Raw genomic sequence first — 17,987 nt, 5'->3', positions numbered from 1 at the left:
GGCTAGGCGCGGACAGCCTCGTAGCCGGCCTCGTCGACCGCTGCGATGACATCAGCGTCATCGATATCCCTGCTCGCTGTGACGGAGAGAATCCCGGTCACGTGGGACACGGCGACGCTCTCGACGCCCTCGATTGCGGAGACTTCTTCCGATACGTGGCGCTCGCAGTTGCCGCATGTCATGCCGGTCACGGTGAATTCTGTTGTTGCCATGGTGTTCCCTCCCCTGCCCTCACGGGCTCGTCCGATACCCCCGTGGGGTATATGAGACTTCACACTATACCCCTAGGGGGTATAACGCCATAGGACATATGTCCTATCCCACCGGTGGACCGGTGGGCAATATCCCCGCGCCGTGCACTAAAGTTGCGATCGTCCGTCACACAAGGAGGACGCGTGTCCGAAAACATTGAATTAGATCAGTACGGGGATACGGATGCGGAACTCCGCGCCGATGTCCGCCGGCTTGCCACCATGCTTGGCAGGATTCTCGCCGAACAGAAGGGTGAGGATCTTCTCGACCAGGTCGAGCGCATTCGCCAGCTCGCGAAGGAGGCCCAGCAGTCCGATAATCGGATCGAGGTCTTCTCCCGCATGGCGGAAGAGCTTCGCGATGTTCCGATGGAGCGGGTCACGGATCTTGTCCGTGCCTTCACCCTGTACTTCCAGCTCGCCAACACGGCAGAGCAGAACCAGCGTGCCCGCGCCCGCAACAATCGTCCCGAGCAGGAGGATTGGATCCAGCGCGCCGTCGCCCGCATCACCGATTCTCTCGGAACCGACGAGCTTGCACGGATCGCCAACAAGCTCGACATCCGTCTCGTCTTCACCGCTCATCCGACCGAGGCCTCACGGCGCGCAGTCCTCGCGAAGCTGCGTCGACTCTTCGATGTTCTCTCCGAGGACACCGTCGAGGGGACGGCTGCTCGCCGCAGGCAGGACAGGCGCCTCGCCGAGATCATCGAGCTGCTGTGGCAGACGGATGAGCTGCGCCGCACCGCTCCGACCCCGGTCGACGAGGCGCGCAACCTCCTCTACTACCTGAAGTCCCTCTACACGGATGCTCTTCCCGGGACTGTCGCTCTCCTCGCGGCCGAGCTCGACGCTGCCGGCGTGGAGCTGGACTCGTCGAGCGAGCCTCTTCAGCTGTTCTCGTGGATCGGCGGGGACCGCGACGGCAACCCGTTCGTCACCCCCGAGGTGACGGCTGAGATCCTGCGCATGCAGGCGAACGAGGCGATCACTGTCGCCCTCGAGAAGCTCGAATACGCGTCGCAGGTCCTCTCCGTGTCGACGAAGCTCGTCAAGCCCGACGAGAGGCTGGCCGCTTCGATCGCGGCTGACCTCAAGGCTCTTCCCCGCTTCCCGGGCTTCGTGCACGAGCTCTTCCAGGACGAGCCGTTCCGCCTCAAGGTGGAGCTCATGAAGGGCAAGTTCCTCAACACACGCTCCCGCATCAACGAAGGAACCCCGCACGTTCCCGGGTCCGACTACGCGTGCACGAACGAGATCCGTGACGACCTCGAGATCATCATCGACGCTCTCGAGCGGACGAAGTCGGAGCGCGTCATCACCGGCCTGGCAGGGGACGTGCGCCGCACCCTCGGCGGTATCGGGCTCACGCTTGCCGCGATCGACGTCCGCGAACATTCGGCGAAGCATCACGAGCTTCTCAGCCAGCTCTTCGATCGTCTCGGCGAACACGGGACGCCGTATGCGGACATGTCGGTGGAGGAGCGCACCGAGGTGCTCTCCCGCGAGCTCGCGTCAAAGAGGCCCTTGGCCGGCCCAGGCCTGGCCCACGGCACCATGGATATTCCCGAAGCCCAGCAGCGCACGTATGACACGTTCGCCGAGATCGCACGCGCCCAGAACATCTATGGCCCCGACGTGGCCGAAACATACATCGTCTCGATGACGCACGGCGCGCACGATATTCTCGCCGCCGCCGTGATCGCCCGCGAAGCCGGCCTCATCGAGATCCCGAGCGAGTCATCTCGAGGCCATGCGGCGATCGGGTTCGTACCCCTGCTCGAGGAGGTCCAGGAGCTGCGGATCGCGGACACGATCCTCGATACCCTGTTCTCCGATCCCTCCTATCGCGAGATCGTTCGCATGAGGGGGAATCTTCAGGAGGTCATGCTCGGCTACTCGGATTCCAACAAGGATTCGGGTGTCCTCACGTCGCAGTGGGAGATCCATCAGGCACAGCGCCGCCTGCGCGATGTGTGCGCCAAGCACGGCATCGACCTGCGGCTCTTCCACGGCCGCGGCGGATCTGTCGGCCGCGGCGGCGGCCCCACCTACGATTCGATCCTGTCCCAGCCATATGGTGTGCTCGATGGGGAGATGAAGTTCACCGAGCAGGGTGAGGTCATCTCCGACAAGTACCTTCATCCCGAACTGGCTCGAGAGAACCTTGAGCTGACTGTCGCGGCAGTCATGGAGGCCTCCTCCCTGCACCGTGCAGCACGTGCACCCCACGACGTTCAGGTTTCGCGCGACCGGCTCATGGAATACATGTCGGAGGCCGCTTTCCGACGCTACCGCCAGCTCATCGACGACCCGGACCTGCCGGAGTATTTCGTGACCACCACCCCGGTGGAACAGCTCGGCATGCTCAACATCGGTTCGCGGCCCTCCAAGAGGACGACCGCGGATTCGGGGATCGATGGTCTGCGTGCCATCCCCTGGGTGTTCGGGTGGACGCAGTCGCGCCAGATCGTTCCCGGCTGGTTCGGTGTCGGCACCGCACTTCGAGCGGCACGTCAGGCCGGGTATGGCGATGAGCTGAAGGATATGTACGAGGGCTGGCACTTCTTCCGTGCGGTCGTCTCGAACGTGGAGATGACGGCGAAGAAGACCGACCTGGGTATTGCCCAGCATTACGTGCGCTCGCTGGCGCCCGAGAGGCTGTGGCCGCTCTTCCATCTCATCCGGGAGGAGTTCGAGATCACTCTCGAGGAGATCGGCGCCCTCACGGGAGAGGAGCAGCTCCTCGAATCGAATCCTGTCCTCCGCCGGACGCTGGAAGTGCGCGACCAGTACCTCCATCCGATCAACTACATGCAGGTCAATCTCCTCACCCGCATCCGCCAACTCGATGACGGGGAAGCAAGCGAAGACCTCAAACGCGCCCTCCTGACCACGATCAATGGCATCGCGGCCGGGATGCGCAACACGGGCTAGGAACAGTCTCTCGTTCCCCGGCGGGTGATCCTGCCGGGGAACACCTGTCTCTGCCGGCTCCTGGGCACCTGCCGTTCGAATCTCCCGAGTGTCTTCCCTTCGGATTCGTCACAGTCGTTGCACACCGATCCGCCATGCAGTGCCTAGAGATTGCATGTACTATTTCAGTTGGCCACACCAGGAGTGAGGGGCGTCCTGAATGCGGGGACGCCCCTCATTTCTGTTCCTCGCGCTACGCGGTTTCCGAGTCTGCCGATTCCTCTGCTCCCGGATCCTCCTGCGTGGGCGACTGGGGACCTTCTCCCCAGCCCTCATCTGTCCCGTCGCCTGGCCCCGGCACCTGGCCCGGCCGCTGACCAGGCACACCGCCCTGCATTCCTCCCGGCCCCATGGCAGACCCGCCCTGTCCCGCGACAACCTCCGCGGCCTGCTGACCATCAACCGAGACGGTGTACGTCTCGCCAGTCACCATCCCGGGGACGGAGATGACAATATTCTGGCTGACCTGTGCAGCCTGGAAGCTGTCGAGTTCCGTGCCCTCAGCATCGGCGATCGTGATCGTGCTTCCGCTGGTGGCATTGACGTTGGCCGTGACCCAGCCCTGGGCGGAGTCTGCGGCGGGGGTCTGCGCCATGCCCGACGCACCCGCGGCGTACAGGGTTCCGCCGCTGATCGTGAACGTGCCGTCGACATCGATTGCACCATTCGCAGAATCGGTGGGGCCGTGAATGATGAGACTCCCGCCTGTCATCTCGGCGTTGCCGTTGGAGTCGAAGCCGTCACCTCCCGCATCGATCACCGTGTCTCCGCCGCCGATGTAGACGATGACATCGCCAGCCGAGGAGGTCACATCATCGCCGGTTGATCCGTTTATTCCATCATCGCTCGACGTGATGTCGATGGTCCCGTCGAGGATGGCAACCACCGTTCCTTCGAGACCCTCGTAGCTCTCGTCGATGGTGACCGTCGCCCCGTCGACCACGAGGTAGCCGTCAGCGTGGATTCCATCATCGGCTGCGCTGATCGTGACCGAGGTGTCGGCCATGAGAACTGTTTGAGCATTCGCCCCATCCTCCCCCGTGTCGATGACGATCTGGCCGCCTTGGATATCGATGTAGCCGACCGTCATATCGTCGGCATTGTCGGACTTCATCGCGTGCCCTCCCGACGTGATCGCGATATCGCCGCCCTTCACAACGAGATAGTCCTTGCCGCGGATGCCGTCGTCGACAGCATCGACAGTGATCGTTCCCGATTCGATGACAAGGCCGTCTTTCGACGCAATCGCGTCGTTGTAGAGGCCGGTGACGGACAGGGACCCGTTTCCGGTGATCGAGAGATCCGCGGAGCTGAACAGGGCAGCATTGGGGGCGTCGTCTGTTTCGTCGGAGTAGGCCGCGGAATCGGCGAGGACGTTCTCCGTCCCCTCGGCCAGGCTGATCGTCACCTCGTCCGCGGAGGTCACGGCAAGGGCCGGCCCGTCGACGGATTGGATTTCCACACCGTCGAGAATGATCCCGACCTTGTCCGTATCGGCCGCGGCGACAATCACTGTGCCATCGAACTCTCCACTCAGACGGTAGGTTCCAGCGGCGGTGATCGTCACGGATCCGACAGCCGCGCTGACGCTGCCATCCCCGCCGGTGACCGAGCTGCCGTCGAGAAGGAGGTCTGTCACATCATCCGAGAGGTCATCGACCGAATGCGCTTCCTTCACGGTGGCTCGAACCTCATCGAGGTTTGATCCCGAGAGCGTCGCGGCCTGCTCCGTACTCTGCTCGGTGCTCTGCTCCGTGCTCTGCTCGGTGCTCTGCTGTTCAGTGGCCGCCCCGCTGCTGTCGGAGCATGCGGAGAGCAGGGCCACGGTGCAGATCAGGGCTGTACAGGTGATGAGTCGGTTCATGAGATTGTGCTTTCTAACAGTCGAAGGGTGCGATGCCATTTTTCTGCCGGCAGGCCTGGCCTGGTCACAACCATTCCCACGCCGTACTTCGACATCGGAAGGGCGCGATAGCGGTGGCGATGAAGGATCAGATCGAGGCTGGTCAGTCGTGAACCAGCCTTCGTTTCGATGATCGACATGCCGTTCACGCGGGCACTGCCAGTGGCGGACGTCCAGGCGAGATCACTGTCGATCGTTGCTCTCGCCTCGTCGCCCGGCAGGAGGAGGGTGGTGCGCGCATAGCCAGTCTGCAGCACGGGTTCGAGCGTGTTGACCGCGCACCGAATCCCAGCGTTTTCGAGAGACGTCTCCACAAAACGCTGTGACGGCGGGCTGGTGATGGGCCCGCACAGCGGCTGGCGCACCTTGTGGGTGACTCCCCGCCCGTCCTTCCATTTCACTTCGAGGAACTCATCTCCTGCCTCGTAGCTCCGAGTTCTCACCTTGAACCTGCGTCTGCGGCAGAGCCCCGCCAAGTGGAATGCGTCGAGCTGGGGAGTGTCGCAGTAGAGGGAAGCGTACCTCGTCGAGCGGCATCCATCGACGTCGAGCACCCGAGCATCGGAGAGCTCCGCAAGGATCCCGGCGACATCTCCTTCTCGCACGAGATACTTGCGATCGACTCGACTGAGACGGGCGGCTGCACGGTTCAGATCATCGAGACTGATCCCGGGCAATGCTGCCGCCCAGTTGTCTGTCATGGTGCTCACGCCGCCGCCTCCACTGATTCGCGGCGGTGGACGGCAGTCTTGATGTGGACGCGAACCGTGGTCGAATCCTTGACGAGGTCGATTTCGTCGACTGTCATGTCCACAACCCGTCCACCGCAGAGAGACTCAACGTAGTCGCGGATCTCGCGAGGGCTCGTCATGGCGCGATCCAGAACGAGGCGTCGGCTCTCAACCGGGTACACGTGCCGCGAATCGATGATCGCGATCACGGCAAGGATGAGGCCGATGAGACCGATCTGGAGGGGCGAGATATCCGCGAGACCGGTGATCAGGCCGATGGCGAGAGCCGCGAAGTAGTAGGCGATCTCGCGATGGTTGAGCTCCTCGGAGCGGAGCCTGATGATCGACAGGACGCCGAACAGGCCGAGGCCGAGACCTGCCGCCACGTTGGAGGAGGCGAGAGTGTCCGCCACTGCCAGAACACCGACATTGACCGTCACGTACGCGAGCGCCATGTCCATGCGACGGTGCCGGGGGAAATAGAGTCCAAAGACGAGAATGCTGATGGCGAGAACATCAACGGCAATGGGAAGTGTCGCGGTCACGAGGGTGCTCCTTGGTTTCGGAATAATGCACTCTCATTGACCCACCGGAACCTGGGGAACTAAGTCTTCGCAGCTGGAGAATTCCTGGGGGCTGAGCGCCCCAGCATGCTCAGAAGCCGCCTTATCGCGCTGAACAGACCTCGACCAACGCTAGATGCACAGGTCAGGAACCCAGCGGATACGACGTCCGATCCCGCGCCGCCCCGCCGACGAACCGACATACCCACCGATTGTCATGATGTGCACAGGTCACGTCCAGCTTCCCGTGCTTTTCCGGGAGGCAAAAAGTCGCGGATACGAGAACAGAGCCCCGATCTCGCTTGTGGCGAATGTCGGGGCTCTGTGGAGCCGCCTGTCGGATTCGAACCGACGACCGTCCGCTTACAAGGCGGGTGCTCTACCAGCTGAGCTAAGGCGGCAACGTGCGGGTCAATTCTGCCAGACGAATGGTGGGCAAAGCCAACCCGCACTCTGTGATTCTTATTCCGTTGTTGCTTTCGGCTCGGCGAGTCCGAGCATGGCCGGGAAGTCGTTCGCCGCCCACGTGTTCGTCGGGCTGCCGTCGAGAAGGACTGTCGGGGTGCCCTGGTAGGTTGTCAGGAACTCCTGCGTCGTGGTCGACGCCCACTCCATGTCCGCTTCTTCCTCGATGGAGGAGGCGATGTCCTCGGGAACGCCGGCGTCACGCGCCGCAGCTTCGATGTTGCTCCAGTCGGGGATCGTCGAGGAGCGTCCGTTGAGGACAGCATCCGCGTCCTCGAAGACGTTCTTGTGGAAGGCGAGAAGATGCTCGGGCGAGTTGTCGGCAATGTACTTGAAGGCCGCCGCGCCCTTGGCGGAGAAATCGTTGCGCAGGATCGCGACGGGGTGGTAGACGAACTCAGCATCGCCGGTGGCGATGATGCCGTTGATGTCTCCGCCGTTCATCTGCTCGAGATCGTTGCAGTACGTGCACATGTAGTCGAAGTAGATGTCGACGCGGGGAGCATCGGCCGAGAGCTCGGCACCCTCGCCGACGACCGAGAAACCGGTGGTCACGTCAGTGCCGTCTTTGACGACGGGCTCGACCTGCACCGCGACAGGATCCCATTCCTGCCTGCCTGTCGCCGTGTCTTCGTCGTTTCCGTTGGCGATGATCGACCAGATCGCGACGCCGACGAGGACGATCGCGACGACGATGACGCCGATGGTGAGGAACTTGTTGCGCTTGGCGCGCTTCGCTTCTGCTTCTTGGAGCTTCTTGGCCTTGAGGCGGGCCGCTTCGCGGCGCTCCGCCTTCGTTGCATTCTGATTTGCCATGGTTGATCTTTCTTGACGTTTTGGTGTTGTGGGCGGGGTTGATCAGGGCCTCGGAGGGTCCCTCGATCCCACGCCGCAGTCAACACCCCAGGTGCGCCTGCGGGAATATCCCGAAAGGACCGGAACGGGCACCGGGCGAGCAAAGGGCCGCACCGTCATCAACCGGCCGAAGAGGGACGCTATCGCCTCACGGACCGCTACCGAGTTCCCGATCGCGCTGGCCGCAACAATGAGGCCGAGGCCGCCGATCTGCATTGCACTCGGACCGAGAGCCATACCGCTCGCACAGCCCGCGTCAGCATGGATCACACCCGCGTAGAGAAGGAACGAATGGGCTGCGTCCGTACACCGTGATCCGAGCACGAGCAGAGCCGCCGCAAGGGCTGGTACTGCGGCGGAGAGGACTCGGAGTCGCACGGTCACGAGCACAGTCTAGTTGAAAACGAAAGGGATGGAGAACGGGGTCCAGTCGGGTTCCCCGCCATTCGAGTAGATGGCGAGCGCGAGGGAGAGCAGCGCGGTTGCCAGCACCACCCAGAACAGCCGATATCCCGTGCTCGGCGCGATCGTCGCGAACAGAAGCCGCGTCGTCTCGCGCGAAGCACGGCTCGTGGGATAGACCCAGGCCACGAGTGTGCCGACAAGCGCACCCCCGAGCACGCACACGACATTGCTCATGAGGAGAATGTCGTGCAGGAACCATGACAGGGCCCCGCCGGTGACGAGCCCGGAACCCACCGCGGCGATAGTACGCGCCAGTCCCCCGAAGATCGAGAGCGGCAGGCGTCCGAGCACGCTCATCGACTCTCCCCGGAAACGCCCGCCCCGTTCGAGCCGAGCACGGATCAGTGCATCACGGGCCACACCCACGATCGAGGAGATGAGGGAGTAGGCGGCAAAGGCAAGAATCGAGTAGGCCGGCAGCACACCCGCCCAGGCGATGAAGACAGCCCACAGCATAAGAACGACAACGGGCCTGCGGGGAGCTGGCCTCAGCCAGTCCGGGAGCGGCGCCGGGTTCCGGGAGAAGCGCGGATCGAAGCGTGCCTGCGCGACAACCGCCGAGTCCTGGCGCGGATGGAAGACTGCGGACCCGGACGTGTCGTACGGGCTGGGCGTCTCGTACCTGTTTGTGGGTGCGGGGGCATAGTATCCGGGCGGCGCCATCGGCCTGGTCGGGGGGAATTGCGGAGGTTCCCCCTGGTCTGTGACGAGGTCCGTGACGTCCATGTCGCCCACCGGGGCGGGCACGGTATCAGCCGGTTCCGCATGACGGGGCCCGAGGATGAGGTAGTCCTCATCGACCTCGATGGAGCCATCGAGCATCCCGATCACCGTCGCCGGGTCAGGGCGCCTGTCCGGGCGGGGGTTGAGAGCCGCCTCCAGTGCGTACGCGACAACAGGATCGGCACCTGACAGGTCGCATTCACCGGTCAGGACCCGCCGCGTCACTTTCGGGCTGTGCCCCGTCCCGAACGGAGCATGTCCCGTCGCGGCATAGGCGAGCGTTGCGGCCCAGGACCACCAGTCGGCTGCCGCCGTGGGATCCTCTCCGTTGAGAACCTCGGGAGCGGCATATCCCGGCGTGTGCGCCAACAGGCCAGTTGCTGTCATGCGCGACTCCTCGGCGATCTGCGCGATGCCGAAGTCGATGAGGACGGGCCCCCGCTGGCTCATCATGACATTGGAGGGTTTGAGGTCTCGATGCAGGACGCCCTTGTCGTGGATTGCCTGCAGGGCCTCGGCAAGCTCCTTCGCAAGGTCTGCGAGATCTTTGCCGATGAAGACGCCGTGGTCTGACACGTCGACGGACAGGGTGGGTCCGTCGATCAGTTCGGTGACGATGAAAGCATCGTCCTCCTCCGTCTCGGCATCGATCACTTGGGCGACGTAGGGGCCGGTCACCTGCCGGAGCGTACGCACCTCTCGGCGCAGCCGGTCCCGAGCATTGGGGTCGGCTGAGATAGAGGGGTGGAGAAGCTTGAGCGCGACGGAGTTCCCGCCCCCATCAAGCGCCTTATACACCGTTGACATGCCACCGAAGCCGATCTTCTGAACCAGCTGGTAGCCGCCAATCTCGCTACGGTCTCGCACCCTGCCTACGGTACCTGAGTTTTTCCCGGACGCCCTGGTCCTACTCGCCCCGTTCGCTTGAAATGATCACTCGCTTACCGGCATGATTGAGGAGGTTGTGGAAGACATAGTGATGAACACCGATGTTCATCGTTCCCTTTCGCGGCCGTGTCAGTGTCGACTCGCGGCTCTGGCACCTTCACAACGGATCGTCCGGCACGTACCTGCCGGTGAAGGGACCAATCATGGCCACTGTTACGTTCAGCAAGGCAACGCGTCAATACCCGGGCAACGATAAGCCCGCCGTCGACGCTCTCGATCTATCCATTGAAGACGGCGAGTTCCTCGTTCTCGTCGGACCGTCGGGATGTGGGAAGTCAACATCTTTGCGCATGCTCGCAGGCCTCGAAGAGGTCGATGCTGGCCGCATCTACATCGGCGATAAGGACGTCACCGATGTCACCCCGAAAGACCGCGATATCGCCATGGTCTTCCAGAACTACGCCCTCTATCCCCACATGACGGTGGCCCAGAACATGGGCTTCGCGCTGAAGATCGCAGGCACGCCGAAGGAGGAGATCGCTAAGCGGGTGCAGGAGGCTGCAGAGATCCTCGACCTGGTGGACTACCTCGAGCGCAAGCCGAAGGCACTGTCGGGCGGCCAGCGTCAGCGCGTCGCCATGGGCCGCGCGATCGTCCGCCAGCCGCAGGTGTTCCTCATGGATGAGCCGCTGTCGAACCTGGATGCGAAGCTTCGTGTCCAGACCCGTACACAGATCGCCTCCCTGCAGCGCCGCCTCGGGATCACGACCGTCTACGTCACGCACGACCAGACGGAAGCCCTGACCATGGGCGACCGTATCGCCGTGCTGAAGGATGGCCTGCTCCAGCAGGTGGGTACTCCGCGCGACATGTTCGACACCCCTGCCAACCGCTTCGTGGCCGGTTTCATCGGCTCGCCCGCCATGAACATCGGTTCGTGGACGATCCAGGGCCGCCGCGCCACCTTCGGCGATGCATCAGTCGCCCTGCCCGATTCTGTCCTTGCCGGGATCACTCCCGACGATGATGGCAGGGTGATCGTCGGATTCCGTCCAGAGAACCTCGAACCGGCCACGGAAGGCTCGACCTCGACCATCCCCGTCAAGGTCACCCTCGTCGAAGAGCTCGGCTCGGACGCCTACATTTACGGCAAGATCGTCGGCTCGGAGCGGGAAGTCGAGAAGTTCGGCTCCGGCGACGGCTCCGACCAGGTCGTGGTCCGCATCCCACCCAATGCGGTACCGGCACCCGATTCTGTTGTCACCGTGCAGCTCAAGGACCACGGCGGCCACTTCTTCAGCCACTCGACCGGCAACGCGCTCGGCCGGTAGCCGGCGCGGCGCATCGCGCCCGGAGAGGTGAATGGTGGCCCTGCAGATCACCGCCGCGTCCGTCGAACCCGCACTGTTCGACTTGCCGTGGCACATACCGCTGGAGGAGTGGCCCGATGAGAACATCGCGGCCCTCCCCCGCGGCATCTCCCGCCATGTCGTGCGCTTCGCGCACCTTGGCGGGAAGGTGATCGCGATCAAGGAGATCGGGGAGTTCACCGCGCACCGCGAATATGAGCTGCTCCGGGATCTGGCGCGCCTCGAGGCTCCGGCGGTCACGCCCCTCGCAGTCGTCACGGGCCGGGCCGATGTGGAGGGTCAGCCGCTGCAGGCGGTCCTCGTGACGGAGCATCTTCCCTACTCGCTGCCCTACCGCGCAGCCTTCGGAACCTTCCTCAAGCCGGAGACTGCGGACAGGCTTATCGACGCACTCTCGATCCTCCTTGTGCGGCTTCATCTTCTCGGCTTCTATTGGGGCGACGTGTCCCTGTCGAACACGCTGTTCAGGCGTGATGCCGGTGAGTTCGCGGCCTACTTGGTCGATGCGGAGACGGGTGAGCTCAATGTTTCGCTCTCGGACGGCAAACGCACCTACGACATCGATGTGGCGCGAACCAATATCATCGGTGAGCTCATGGATCTTCAGGCGGGCGGGATGCTCGATGAGGATATTGATGTTGTCGCGTGGGGAGATCGGCTTGAGGAGCGGTACACGACGCTGTGGGGCGAGCTGACCCGGGTTGACTCTTTCGCCTCGAACGAACGGTGGAGGGTAGCGGAGCGGATCAACCGCCTCAACACATTGGGATTCGATGTCGGAGAGCTGTCCATGACGTCGAACACGTCCGGCTCATCGGTCTCGATCCAACCCAAGGTCGTCGATGCTGGTCACTATCATCGGCAGATCCTCCGCCTGACGGGGCTCGACGTCGAGGAGAATCAGGCCAGGCGGCTCCTCAACGATCTCGAATCCTATCGGGCGCTGACCGGCAGAGCCGGGCAGCCGCTCTCCGAGGTCGCGCACGAGTGGATGTCGCACGTGTTCGAACCCGCTGTCAACGCGATCCCCGTTCATCTGCGCGGACGCCTCCAGCCGGCAGAAATGTATCACGAGCTTCTCGAGCACCGCTGGTACATGTCGGAGAAGGCGGGTCACGACGTGTCCATGAACTACGCCGTCCGCTCCTATATCGACAACATTCTCATCTACCGTCCCGATGAGAAGGCACTCCTCGGAGCGATCATCGACCGGGACTGACGAGTGTGGCCCCTAACGGGGCCACACTCGTTGCCGCTTCGACCGTTATGCGGTCAGTTCCTCGATGAGGAGCTCAGCAATCTGGATCGTGTTCAAGGCCGCACCCTTGCGAAGGTTGTCGCCCACGACGAACATGGCGAGACCCTTGCCGTCGGGGACGGACTGGTCGACACGCAGGCGTCCCACGAGCGAGGGGTCCTGACCGGCCGCCTCGAGCGGGGTCGGAACGTCGACGAGCTTGACGCCGGGAGCCCCCTCGAGCAAGGACTTCGCCTGCTCGACGTCGATGCTGGACTCGAACTCGGCGTTGATGGAGAGGCCGTGGCCGGTGAAGACGGGGACGCGCACGCAGGTGCCCGCCACGGCAAGCTCAGGAATGTCGAGAATCTTGCGGGATTCGAAGCGAAGCTTCTGCTCCTCGTCCGTTTCGTTGCTGGCATCGTCGACGAGGCTGCCCGCGAGCGCAACCACGTTGAACGCGATGGGTGCAACGTATGTCTTCGGGGCGGGAAGCTCGACGGCTGAGCCGTCTGTCGCGAGAGCTGCCAGATCCTGGCTCACTCCGGCCGTGACCTGTCCGGCAAGCTCCTGGACTCCGGCAAGGCCGGAACCGGAAACGGCCTGATAGGAGGAGACGATGAGGCGGCGCAGGCCTGCCGCATCATGGAGGGGCTTCAGCACCGGCATCGCCGCCATCGTCGTGCAGTTCGGGTTCGCGATGATGCCCTTGGGGCGATTCTTCAACGCTCCCGGATTCACTTCGGACACGACGAGGGGAACATCGGGATCCTTCCGCCATGCCGAGCTGTTATCGACGACGACTGCTCCCGCGGCCGCGAACTTCGGGGCATATTCCTTCGATGTTGCGCCGCCGGCGGAGAAGAGTGCGATGTCGATGCCGGAGAGGTCTGCCGTGGCAACGTCTTCGACAACAACCGTCTCACCGTTGAAGGTGAGTTCTTTGCCTGCGGAGCGTGCGGATGCGAAGAAGCGGACTGTGCCCACCTTCGTGCCGCGCTCTTCGAGGAGGGCACGCATGACGTGACCGACCTGCCCTGTGGCGCCAACTACTGCGAGAGTGATACTCATCGTCCTGTCCCTCCGTAAACAACTGCCTGCGTGTCTTCAGCATCCAGGTCGAATGCGGTGTGGACGGCACGCACAGCCTTATCGAGTTCATCGATGCGAACCACGACAGAGATGCGGATCTCGGACGTGGAAATCATGTCGATGTTGATCCCGGCCTCTGCCAGCGCCCCGAAGAGTTTCGCGGACACACCCGGGTGGGACCTCATGCCGGCCCCGATGAGGGAGAGTTTGCCGACCTTCTCGTTGAAGGTGACCTCCCTGTACTGCAGCTCCTCTTTCATGTCCTCGATGGCTTTGAGCGCAACCGCGGCACTGTCGTGAGGAAGCGTGAACGAGATATCGGTCTTGTCGGGTTCGGAGGCTGCGACGTTCTGCACGATCATGTCGATGTTGGCACCGACCTCCGCGACCTTGCCGAACACCTTCGCGGCCTTGCCCGGAATGTCAGGAACACCGAGGATGGAGAGCTTCGACTGCGAACGGTCGTGGGCGATGCCGGTGATGATGGGGGACTCCATGTCCCTCTCGTCCGTGTTCATGATCCAGGTTCCTTCCAGTTCGGAATATGACGAGCGCACGTGAAGAGGCACGTTGTATTTACGTGCGAACTCGACGGCACGCAGGTGAAGAATCTTTGCGCCCTGCCCGGCCAGCTCCAGCGTCTCCTCATAGTCGAGGGACTGGACGCGCCGGGCGGCGGGAACGATGCGGGGGTCTGCCGAGAAAAGACCGTCGACATCCGTGTAGATCTCGCACACATCGGCATGCATGGCGGCCGCGAGCGCAACCGCTGTCGTGTCGGAGCCGCCGCGGCCGAGAGTCGTGACGTCGTTCAGTTCGTTGACGCCCTGGAAGCCGGCGATGATGGCAACCGACCCGTCCTTGACGTCGCGGGCGATACGCTCGGGAACGATGCCGACAATGGAGGCTTTGCCGTAATGGTTGTCGGTGCGCAGGCCTGCCTGCTGCCCGGTGTATGCGTGGGCGGGAACACCGAGTTCTGTCACCGCCATGGCCAGCAGTGCCATGGAGACGCGTTCTCCCGCCGTGAGAAGAATATCCATCTCCCTGGCGGGCGGGTCGGCCGTCACCTGCGCCGCAAGGTCGAGAAGGTCGTCGGTCGTGTCGCCCATGGCAGAGACGACGACAACAACATCGTTTCCGGCCTTCTTCGTCTCGACGATGCGAGCGGCGACGCGCTTGAGAGCGGCGGCGTCAGACACGGACGATCCACCGTATTTCTGGACTACTAGGCTCACTATGACTCCGTCTGTTCGGGCTTTCATTGTCGATGAGATTGTCGCCGCCGAGCTTATCCAGTCTCGTCGTTCTCACGTTATGGATGGTGATGAGTGCAATAGTAGGGCTAATCAGTCGATGCTGTCGCCGCCGGAAGTCCTATGGACCATGGTTCGGCCCTCGAAGGCCCGGGAGAGAGTGATCTCGTCTGCATACTCGAGATCTCCCCCGACGGGGAGGCCAGAGGCGAGACGAGACACGTTGACACCCATCGGTGCGAGCGAACGGATGAGATAGGACGCTGTCGCTTCGCCCTCGATGTTGGGGTCGGTGGCGATGATGATCTCCTGCACCTTGCCATCGGAGAGGCGGGTGAAGAGCTGGCGGATCCGCAAGTCTTCGGGGCCCACTCCCTCGATAGGGTTGATCGTTCCACCGAGCACATGGTAGCGGCCACGATACTCGCGGGTCCGTTCCACTGCGACAATGTCTTTCGGCTCCTCCACGACGCAGATCACCGAGTCCACCCGTCTCGGGTCGGAACAGATCTTGCAGACCTCCAGCTCCGTCACGTTCCCGCACACGGTGCAGAACCGGACCTTCGACTTCACCGCCGTCATCGCATCGATCAGCGCCTGAACGTCGGTCTCATCGGCGGAGAGGATGTGGAAGGCGATGCGCTGGGCACTCTTGGGTCCGATGCCGGGCAACCGACCGAGCTCGTCGATCAGGTCCTGGACGGCACCGTCGTACACACCTGCCACTATGTCTCCTCAACTTCTTCGATGATGGTTGCGTTCAGCACGTCAAGAACGACGCTCAAACCAATGCCCTGCGCTTCGAGAGCCAGCGGGTCGTCATGCGATACGAGCTCGTGCTCGTGCTCAACATCGACGATTTCTTCTTCTGGGGCTGATTCGACGCTCCGTGATTCGGCCAGCCGGGAGAACACTCCCCCGGTCCGGTTCGGTACCACGCCTCCCATGCTCGGAGCCTCGCGCGGGGGCGGGGCAGGGAACTTCGGCATAGCGGCGGGGGGAGGCTTCGGGAAGTCCTCCATGACGATATCGGGCAGATCGGGGGGCAGCTGTTCGGGGATGCTGCCGTACTCGTCGTCGTCCGGGGGTGTTGGTTCCCCGTGCGGAAAATCGGATGAGGCGATCTCTGCGCCGCCTCCACGCATCGGCGGTAGGGCTGCGGGCGATGTTCCACGCGGCTCCTCGGGAGAGGCGGCCGAATCACGGCTTCCGGCCGACCGTGCGGAGGCACGCGCGATTGCGGACATCGCGCCCTGCTGGGCGGGTACGGCCGTCTCCTCGCTGCGGCGAACCGGAGGTTCACCCTGGGAAACTGTGTGCCGTTCAGTGGCAGCGGCTACCGATGGTGCCCGTGAGTCACCCTCCGGATCGTCGGCGGTCTCGCGCGGAGTGCCGGTGACCCCGAAGTGGACGACCAGCGGTTCTCCGAGCTTCTCCCTGATCACCGTTTGGATCTCTCCGGCACGGGCTTCGAAGGAGCGGGCAAGTTCTTGCGTCGGGAAGTCGAAACGAAGGACGCCCTCGACAACCGCAACCTTGCCGTGTTGGCGAATGAAATCGTTCGTGCCCCGCGGTACCCTGCGATCGGCCGTGATGTCAGCCCACATGGATCGGATGCGAGACAGCTTCTCCTCATCCGATTCTCGAGCAGGTTCTTCTTTCTGCACCGTGGCACGTGGCGCTGGTTCTTGCGGCGGCACGAGACGGCCGGGTGCCTGCACGGCAGGCTTCTCCCGCGGTTCGGGCGGAGCAGCCTGCGGTGCTTCCTGCGCGGGAGCTGCGGGGGGAGCCTCCGCCTTCTTGAAGCTCCTCGCGGCCGCCCGAGCATCCGCCAAGCTCACTCCCGCGCCCTGCACTGCGGGCGTGACGCTCGTGGCCGCCAGGAGGAGCTTCGCACACAGGAGTTCGAGCTGGAGCCGTGGAGAGGTTGCCCCCACCATGTCTGAGAGGGCCCTATTCGTGAGATCAGCGCACGTCGTGGCCCGGCTGGCTCCAAGACGCTCCGCCTGGTCCATCATGCGCGCGAGCTGGTCCTCCGGGATTGTCGAGAGGACATCAGCGGCAGACTCTCCCGCAAGCGACAGGACGACGAGGTCGCGGAGGCGTTCGAGGAGGTCCTCGACGAAGCGGCGCGGATCGTGACCGGATTCGACGACGTTGGCGACGGCGGTGAAGAGCGCGCCACCATCGACGTTCGCGATCGCATCGACCGCGGAGTCGAGCAGCGCCCCGTCCGTATATCCGAGAAGGGAGATCGCGGTCTGGTAGTCGAGCGTGTTGCCTGCGGCGCCGCCGATAAGCTGGTCGAGAACAGACAGGCTGTCTCGTACGGAGCCTGTCCCTGCTCGCACGACGAGCGGCAGCACACCGTCTCCGACCTCGACGTTCTCCTGCCTCGCGAGATCCGCGAGATAGGTCTCGAGAATCCCGGGCGGGACGAGCCGGAATGGATAGTGGTGGGTGCGTGACCGGATGGTTCCGATCACTTTCTCCGGCTCCGTCGTGGCGAAAATGAACTTGACGTGCGGGGGCGGCTCCTCAACAAGCTTGAGGAGGGCATTGAAACCCTGGTTTGAGACCATGTGGGCCTCGTCGATGATGAAGACCTTGTAGCGGTCGCGGAGCGGGGCAAAACTGGCCCGTTCGCGCAGCTCTCGAGCATCGTCCACGCCGCCATGGGATGCTGCATCCATCTCGACCACATCGAGAGAGCCTGTGCCGCCGCGAGACAGCTCGCGGCACGATTCGCACTCACCGCACGGGGTTGCCGTGGGGCCCTCAGCGCAGTTGAGGCATCTGGCAAGAATCCGAGCCGACGTGGTCTTTCCGCACCCGCGGGGTCCGGAGAACAGATAGGCGTGGTTGGTGCGGTCCCCCTCGAGGGCTGCCATGAGCGGGACGGTCACGTGCTCCTGGCCCACGACCTGTTCAAAGGTTTCGGGCCGATAGCGTCGATACAGTGCAGTGCTCACGGGCCCAGTCTAGTTCCCTCCCTCGGCAGAACCGAACGCATAAGAGACGCGTCATCGCCCGGGGAGAATAAGGGACTCCCCACGCACCCGCTAGAGCCCGTATTGCCTTGCTGCCTTCCGACCCTGGGGCGGTATACGAGATAGCGTCACGTGGGGAGCCACCGACAGTCTAGCGCACATGGCGGCGGTGGGTAAAAGCGGGGATTACACGCATTGGGAATGAGTCGTTTTGGTGTGGTT

14 protein-coding genes, 1 tRNA gene and 1 other RNA gene are annotated in these 17,987 nt (G+C 63.4%); 3 read left to right on the top strand and 13 right to left on the bottom strand.

Going from position 1 to position 17,987, the window contains the following annotated elements; genetic code table 11:
* Positions 1-2: 2 nt before the first annotated feature.
* A complete protein-coding gene (locus H2O75_RS00980) occupies positions 3-212 on the bottom strand; it encodes a heavy-metal-associated domain-containing protein (protein WP_182172440.1) in 210 nt (69 codons plus the stop codon).
* A gap of 183 nt (positions 213-395) precedes the next feature.
* On the opposite strand from H2O75_RS00980, the gene ppc reads away from it, so the two are divergent.
* Entirely contained in the window at positions 396-3,188 is a 2,793-nt protein-coding gene (ppc, locus tag H2O75_RS00975; protein ID WP_259365268.1) for a phosphoenolpyruvate carboxylase, read from the top strand.
* Between the two features lie 232 nt (positions 3,189-3,420).
* Here ppc and H2O75_RS00970 read toward each other — a convergent pair whose 3' ends face one another.
* From H2O75_RS00970 to H2O75_RS00940, 7 genes are all read right to left on the bottom strand, one after another.
* Entirely contained in the window at positions 3,421-5,091 is a 1,671-nt protein-coding gene (locus tag H2O75_RS00970; RefSeq protein WP_182172437.1) for a carbohydrate-binding domain-containing protein, read from the bottom strand.
* Entirely contained in the window at positions 5,088-5,831 is a 744-nt protein-coding gene (locus tag H2O75_RS00965) for a VTC domain-containing protein (protein ID WP_347878367.1), read from the bottom strand. Before H2O75_RS00965 ends, H2O75_RS00970 begins: the two co-directional genes overlap by 4 nt.
* 5 nt (positions 5,832-5,836) lie before the next feature.
* Complete coding sequence (locus H2O75_RS00960; RefSeq protein ID WP_182172430.1) at positions 5,837-6,406, bottom strand: DUF4956 domain-containing protein; 570 nt, start codon at positions 6,404-6,406, stop codon at positions 5,837-5,839.
* 343 nt (positions 6,407-6,749) lie between these two features.
* Positions 6,750-6,825: transfer RNA gene (locus H2O75_RS00955), tRNA-Thr, on the bottom strand.
* A 61-nt stretch (positions 6,826-6,886) separates the two neighbouring features.
* Positions 6,887-7,705, bottom strand: coding sequence for a DsbA family protein (locus H2O75_RS00950; protein WP_182172427.1), 819 nt, complete (start codon positions 7,703-7,705; stop codon positions 6,887-6,889).
* A gap of 42 nt (positions 7,706-7,747) precedes the next feature.
* Positions 7,748-8,128, bottom strand: coding sequence for a hypothetical protein (locus H2O75_RS00945; RefSeq protein WP_182172424.1), 381 nt, complete (start codon positions 8,126-8,128; stop codon positions 7,748-7,750).
* 9 nt (positions 8,129-8,137) lie between these two features.
* On the bottom strand, positions 8,138-9,799 hold the full coding sequence (locus tag H2O75_RS00940) for a serine/threonine-protein kinase (RefSeq protein ID WP_182172421.1): 1,662 nt from the start codon (positions 9,797-9,799) through the stop codon (positions 8,138-8,140).
* Between the two features lie 224 nt (positions 9,800-10,023).
* Here H2O75_RS00940 and H2O75_RS00935 point away from each other — a divergent pair, with 224 nt between their 5' ends.
* Together H2O75_RS00935 and H2O75_RS00930 are read left to right on the top strand one after the other, a co-directional pair.
* Positions 10,024-11,151: an ABC transporter ATP-binding protein gene (locus H2O75_RS00935; protein ID WP_182172418.1), complete on the top strand. Its 1,128-nt coding sequence runs from the start codon at positions 10,024-10,026 to the stop codon at positions 11,149-11,151.
* A 31-nt stretch (positions 11,152-11,182) separates the two neighbouring features.
* Complete coding sequence (locus tag H2O75_RS00930; RefSeq protein ID WP_182172415.1) at positions 11,183-12,409, top strand: DUF4032 domain-containing protein; 1,227 nt, start codon at positions 11,183-11,185, stop codon at positions 12,407-12,409.
* A gap of 45 nt (positions 12,410-12,454) precedes the next feature.
* Here H2O75_RS00930 and H2O75_RS00925 read toward each other — a convergent pair whose 3' ends face one another.
* The 5 genes from H2O75_RS00925 to ffs all read right to left on the bottom strand — a co-directional run bounded on the left by H2O75_RS00925 (position 12,455) and on the right by ffs (position 17,910).
* Positions 12,455-13,498, bottom strand: a complete 1,044-nt coding sequence (locus tag H2O75_RS00925; RefSeq protein WP_182172412.1) for an aspartate-semialdehyde dehydrogenase — start codon at positions 13,496-13,498, stop codon at positions 12,455-12,457.
* Entirely contained in the window at positions 13,495-14,757 is a 1,263-nt protein-coding gene (locus H2O75_RS00920) for an aspartate kinase (protein WP_182172408.1), read from the bottom strand. The genes H2O75_RS00925 and H2O75_RS00920 overlap by 4 nt, the downstream gene beginning before the upstream one ends.
* Positions 14,758-14,868: 111 nt before the next feature.
* The gene (recR, locus tag H2O75_RS00915) at positions 14,869-15,501 is read right to left on the bottom strand and encodes a recombination mediator RecR (RefSeq protein ID WP_220462748.1); all 633 of its coding nucleotides are present in this window, start codon (positions 15,499-15,501) and stop codon (positions 14,869-14,871) included.
* Positions 15,501-17,747, bottom strand: a complete 2,247-nt coding sequence (locus tag H2O75_RS00910; RefSeq protein ID WP_182172405.1) for a DNA polymerase III subunit gamma and tau — start codon at positions 17,745-17,747, stop codon at positions 15,501-15,503. Before H2O75_RS00910 ends, recR begins: the two co-directional genes overlap by 1 nt.
* A gap of 67 nt (positions 17,748-17,814) precedes the next feature.
* An RNA gene (gene ffs / locus H2O75_RS00905) (signal recognition particle sRNA small type) lies at positions 17,815-17,910 on the bottom strand.
* Positions 17,911-17,987 lie beyond the last annotated feature (77 nt).

The organism is Flaviflexus equikiangi (assembly GCF_014069875.1).
GTDB lineage: Bacteria > Actinomycetota > Actinomycetes > Actinomycetales > Actinomycetaceae > Flaviflexus > Flaviflexus equikiangi.
Note: the sequence above shows the minus strand (reverse complement) of the source record. Positions and strands in the feature narration are given on the sequence as shown.

Excerpts from the sequence above, each read along its gene's own strand:
- H2O75_RS00980 (WP_182172440.1), bottom strand. The coding sequence starts at position 212 with ATGGCAACAACAGAATTCACCGTGACCGGCATGACATGCGGCAACTGC.
- H2O75_RS00970 (WP_182172437.1), bottom strand. The coding sequence starts at position 5,091 with ATGAACCGACTCATCACCTGTACAGCCCTGATCTGCACCGTGGCCCTG.
- H2O75_RS00965 (WP_347878367.1), bottom strand. The coding sequence starts at position 5,831 with ATGACAGACAACTGGGCGGCAGCATTGCCCGGGATCAGTCTCGATGAT.
- H2O75_RS00950 (WP_182172427.1), bottom strand. The coding sequence starts at position 7,705 with ATGGCAAATCAGAATGCAACGAAGGCGGAGCGCCGCGAAGCGGCCCGC.
- H2O75_RS00935 (WP_182172418.1), top strand. The coding sequence starts at position 10,024 with ATGGCCACTGTTACGTTCAGCAAGGCAACGCGTCAATACCCGGGCAAC.
- H2O75_RS00930 (WP_182172415.1), top strand. The coding sequence starts at position 11,183 with ATGGTGGCCCTGCAGATCACCGCCGCGTCCGTCGAACCCGCACTGTTC.
- H2O75_RS00925 (WP_182172412.1), bottom strand. The coding sequence starts at position 13,498 with ATGAGTATCACTCTCGCAGTAGTTGGCGCCACAGGGCAGGTCGGTCAC.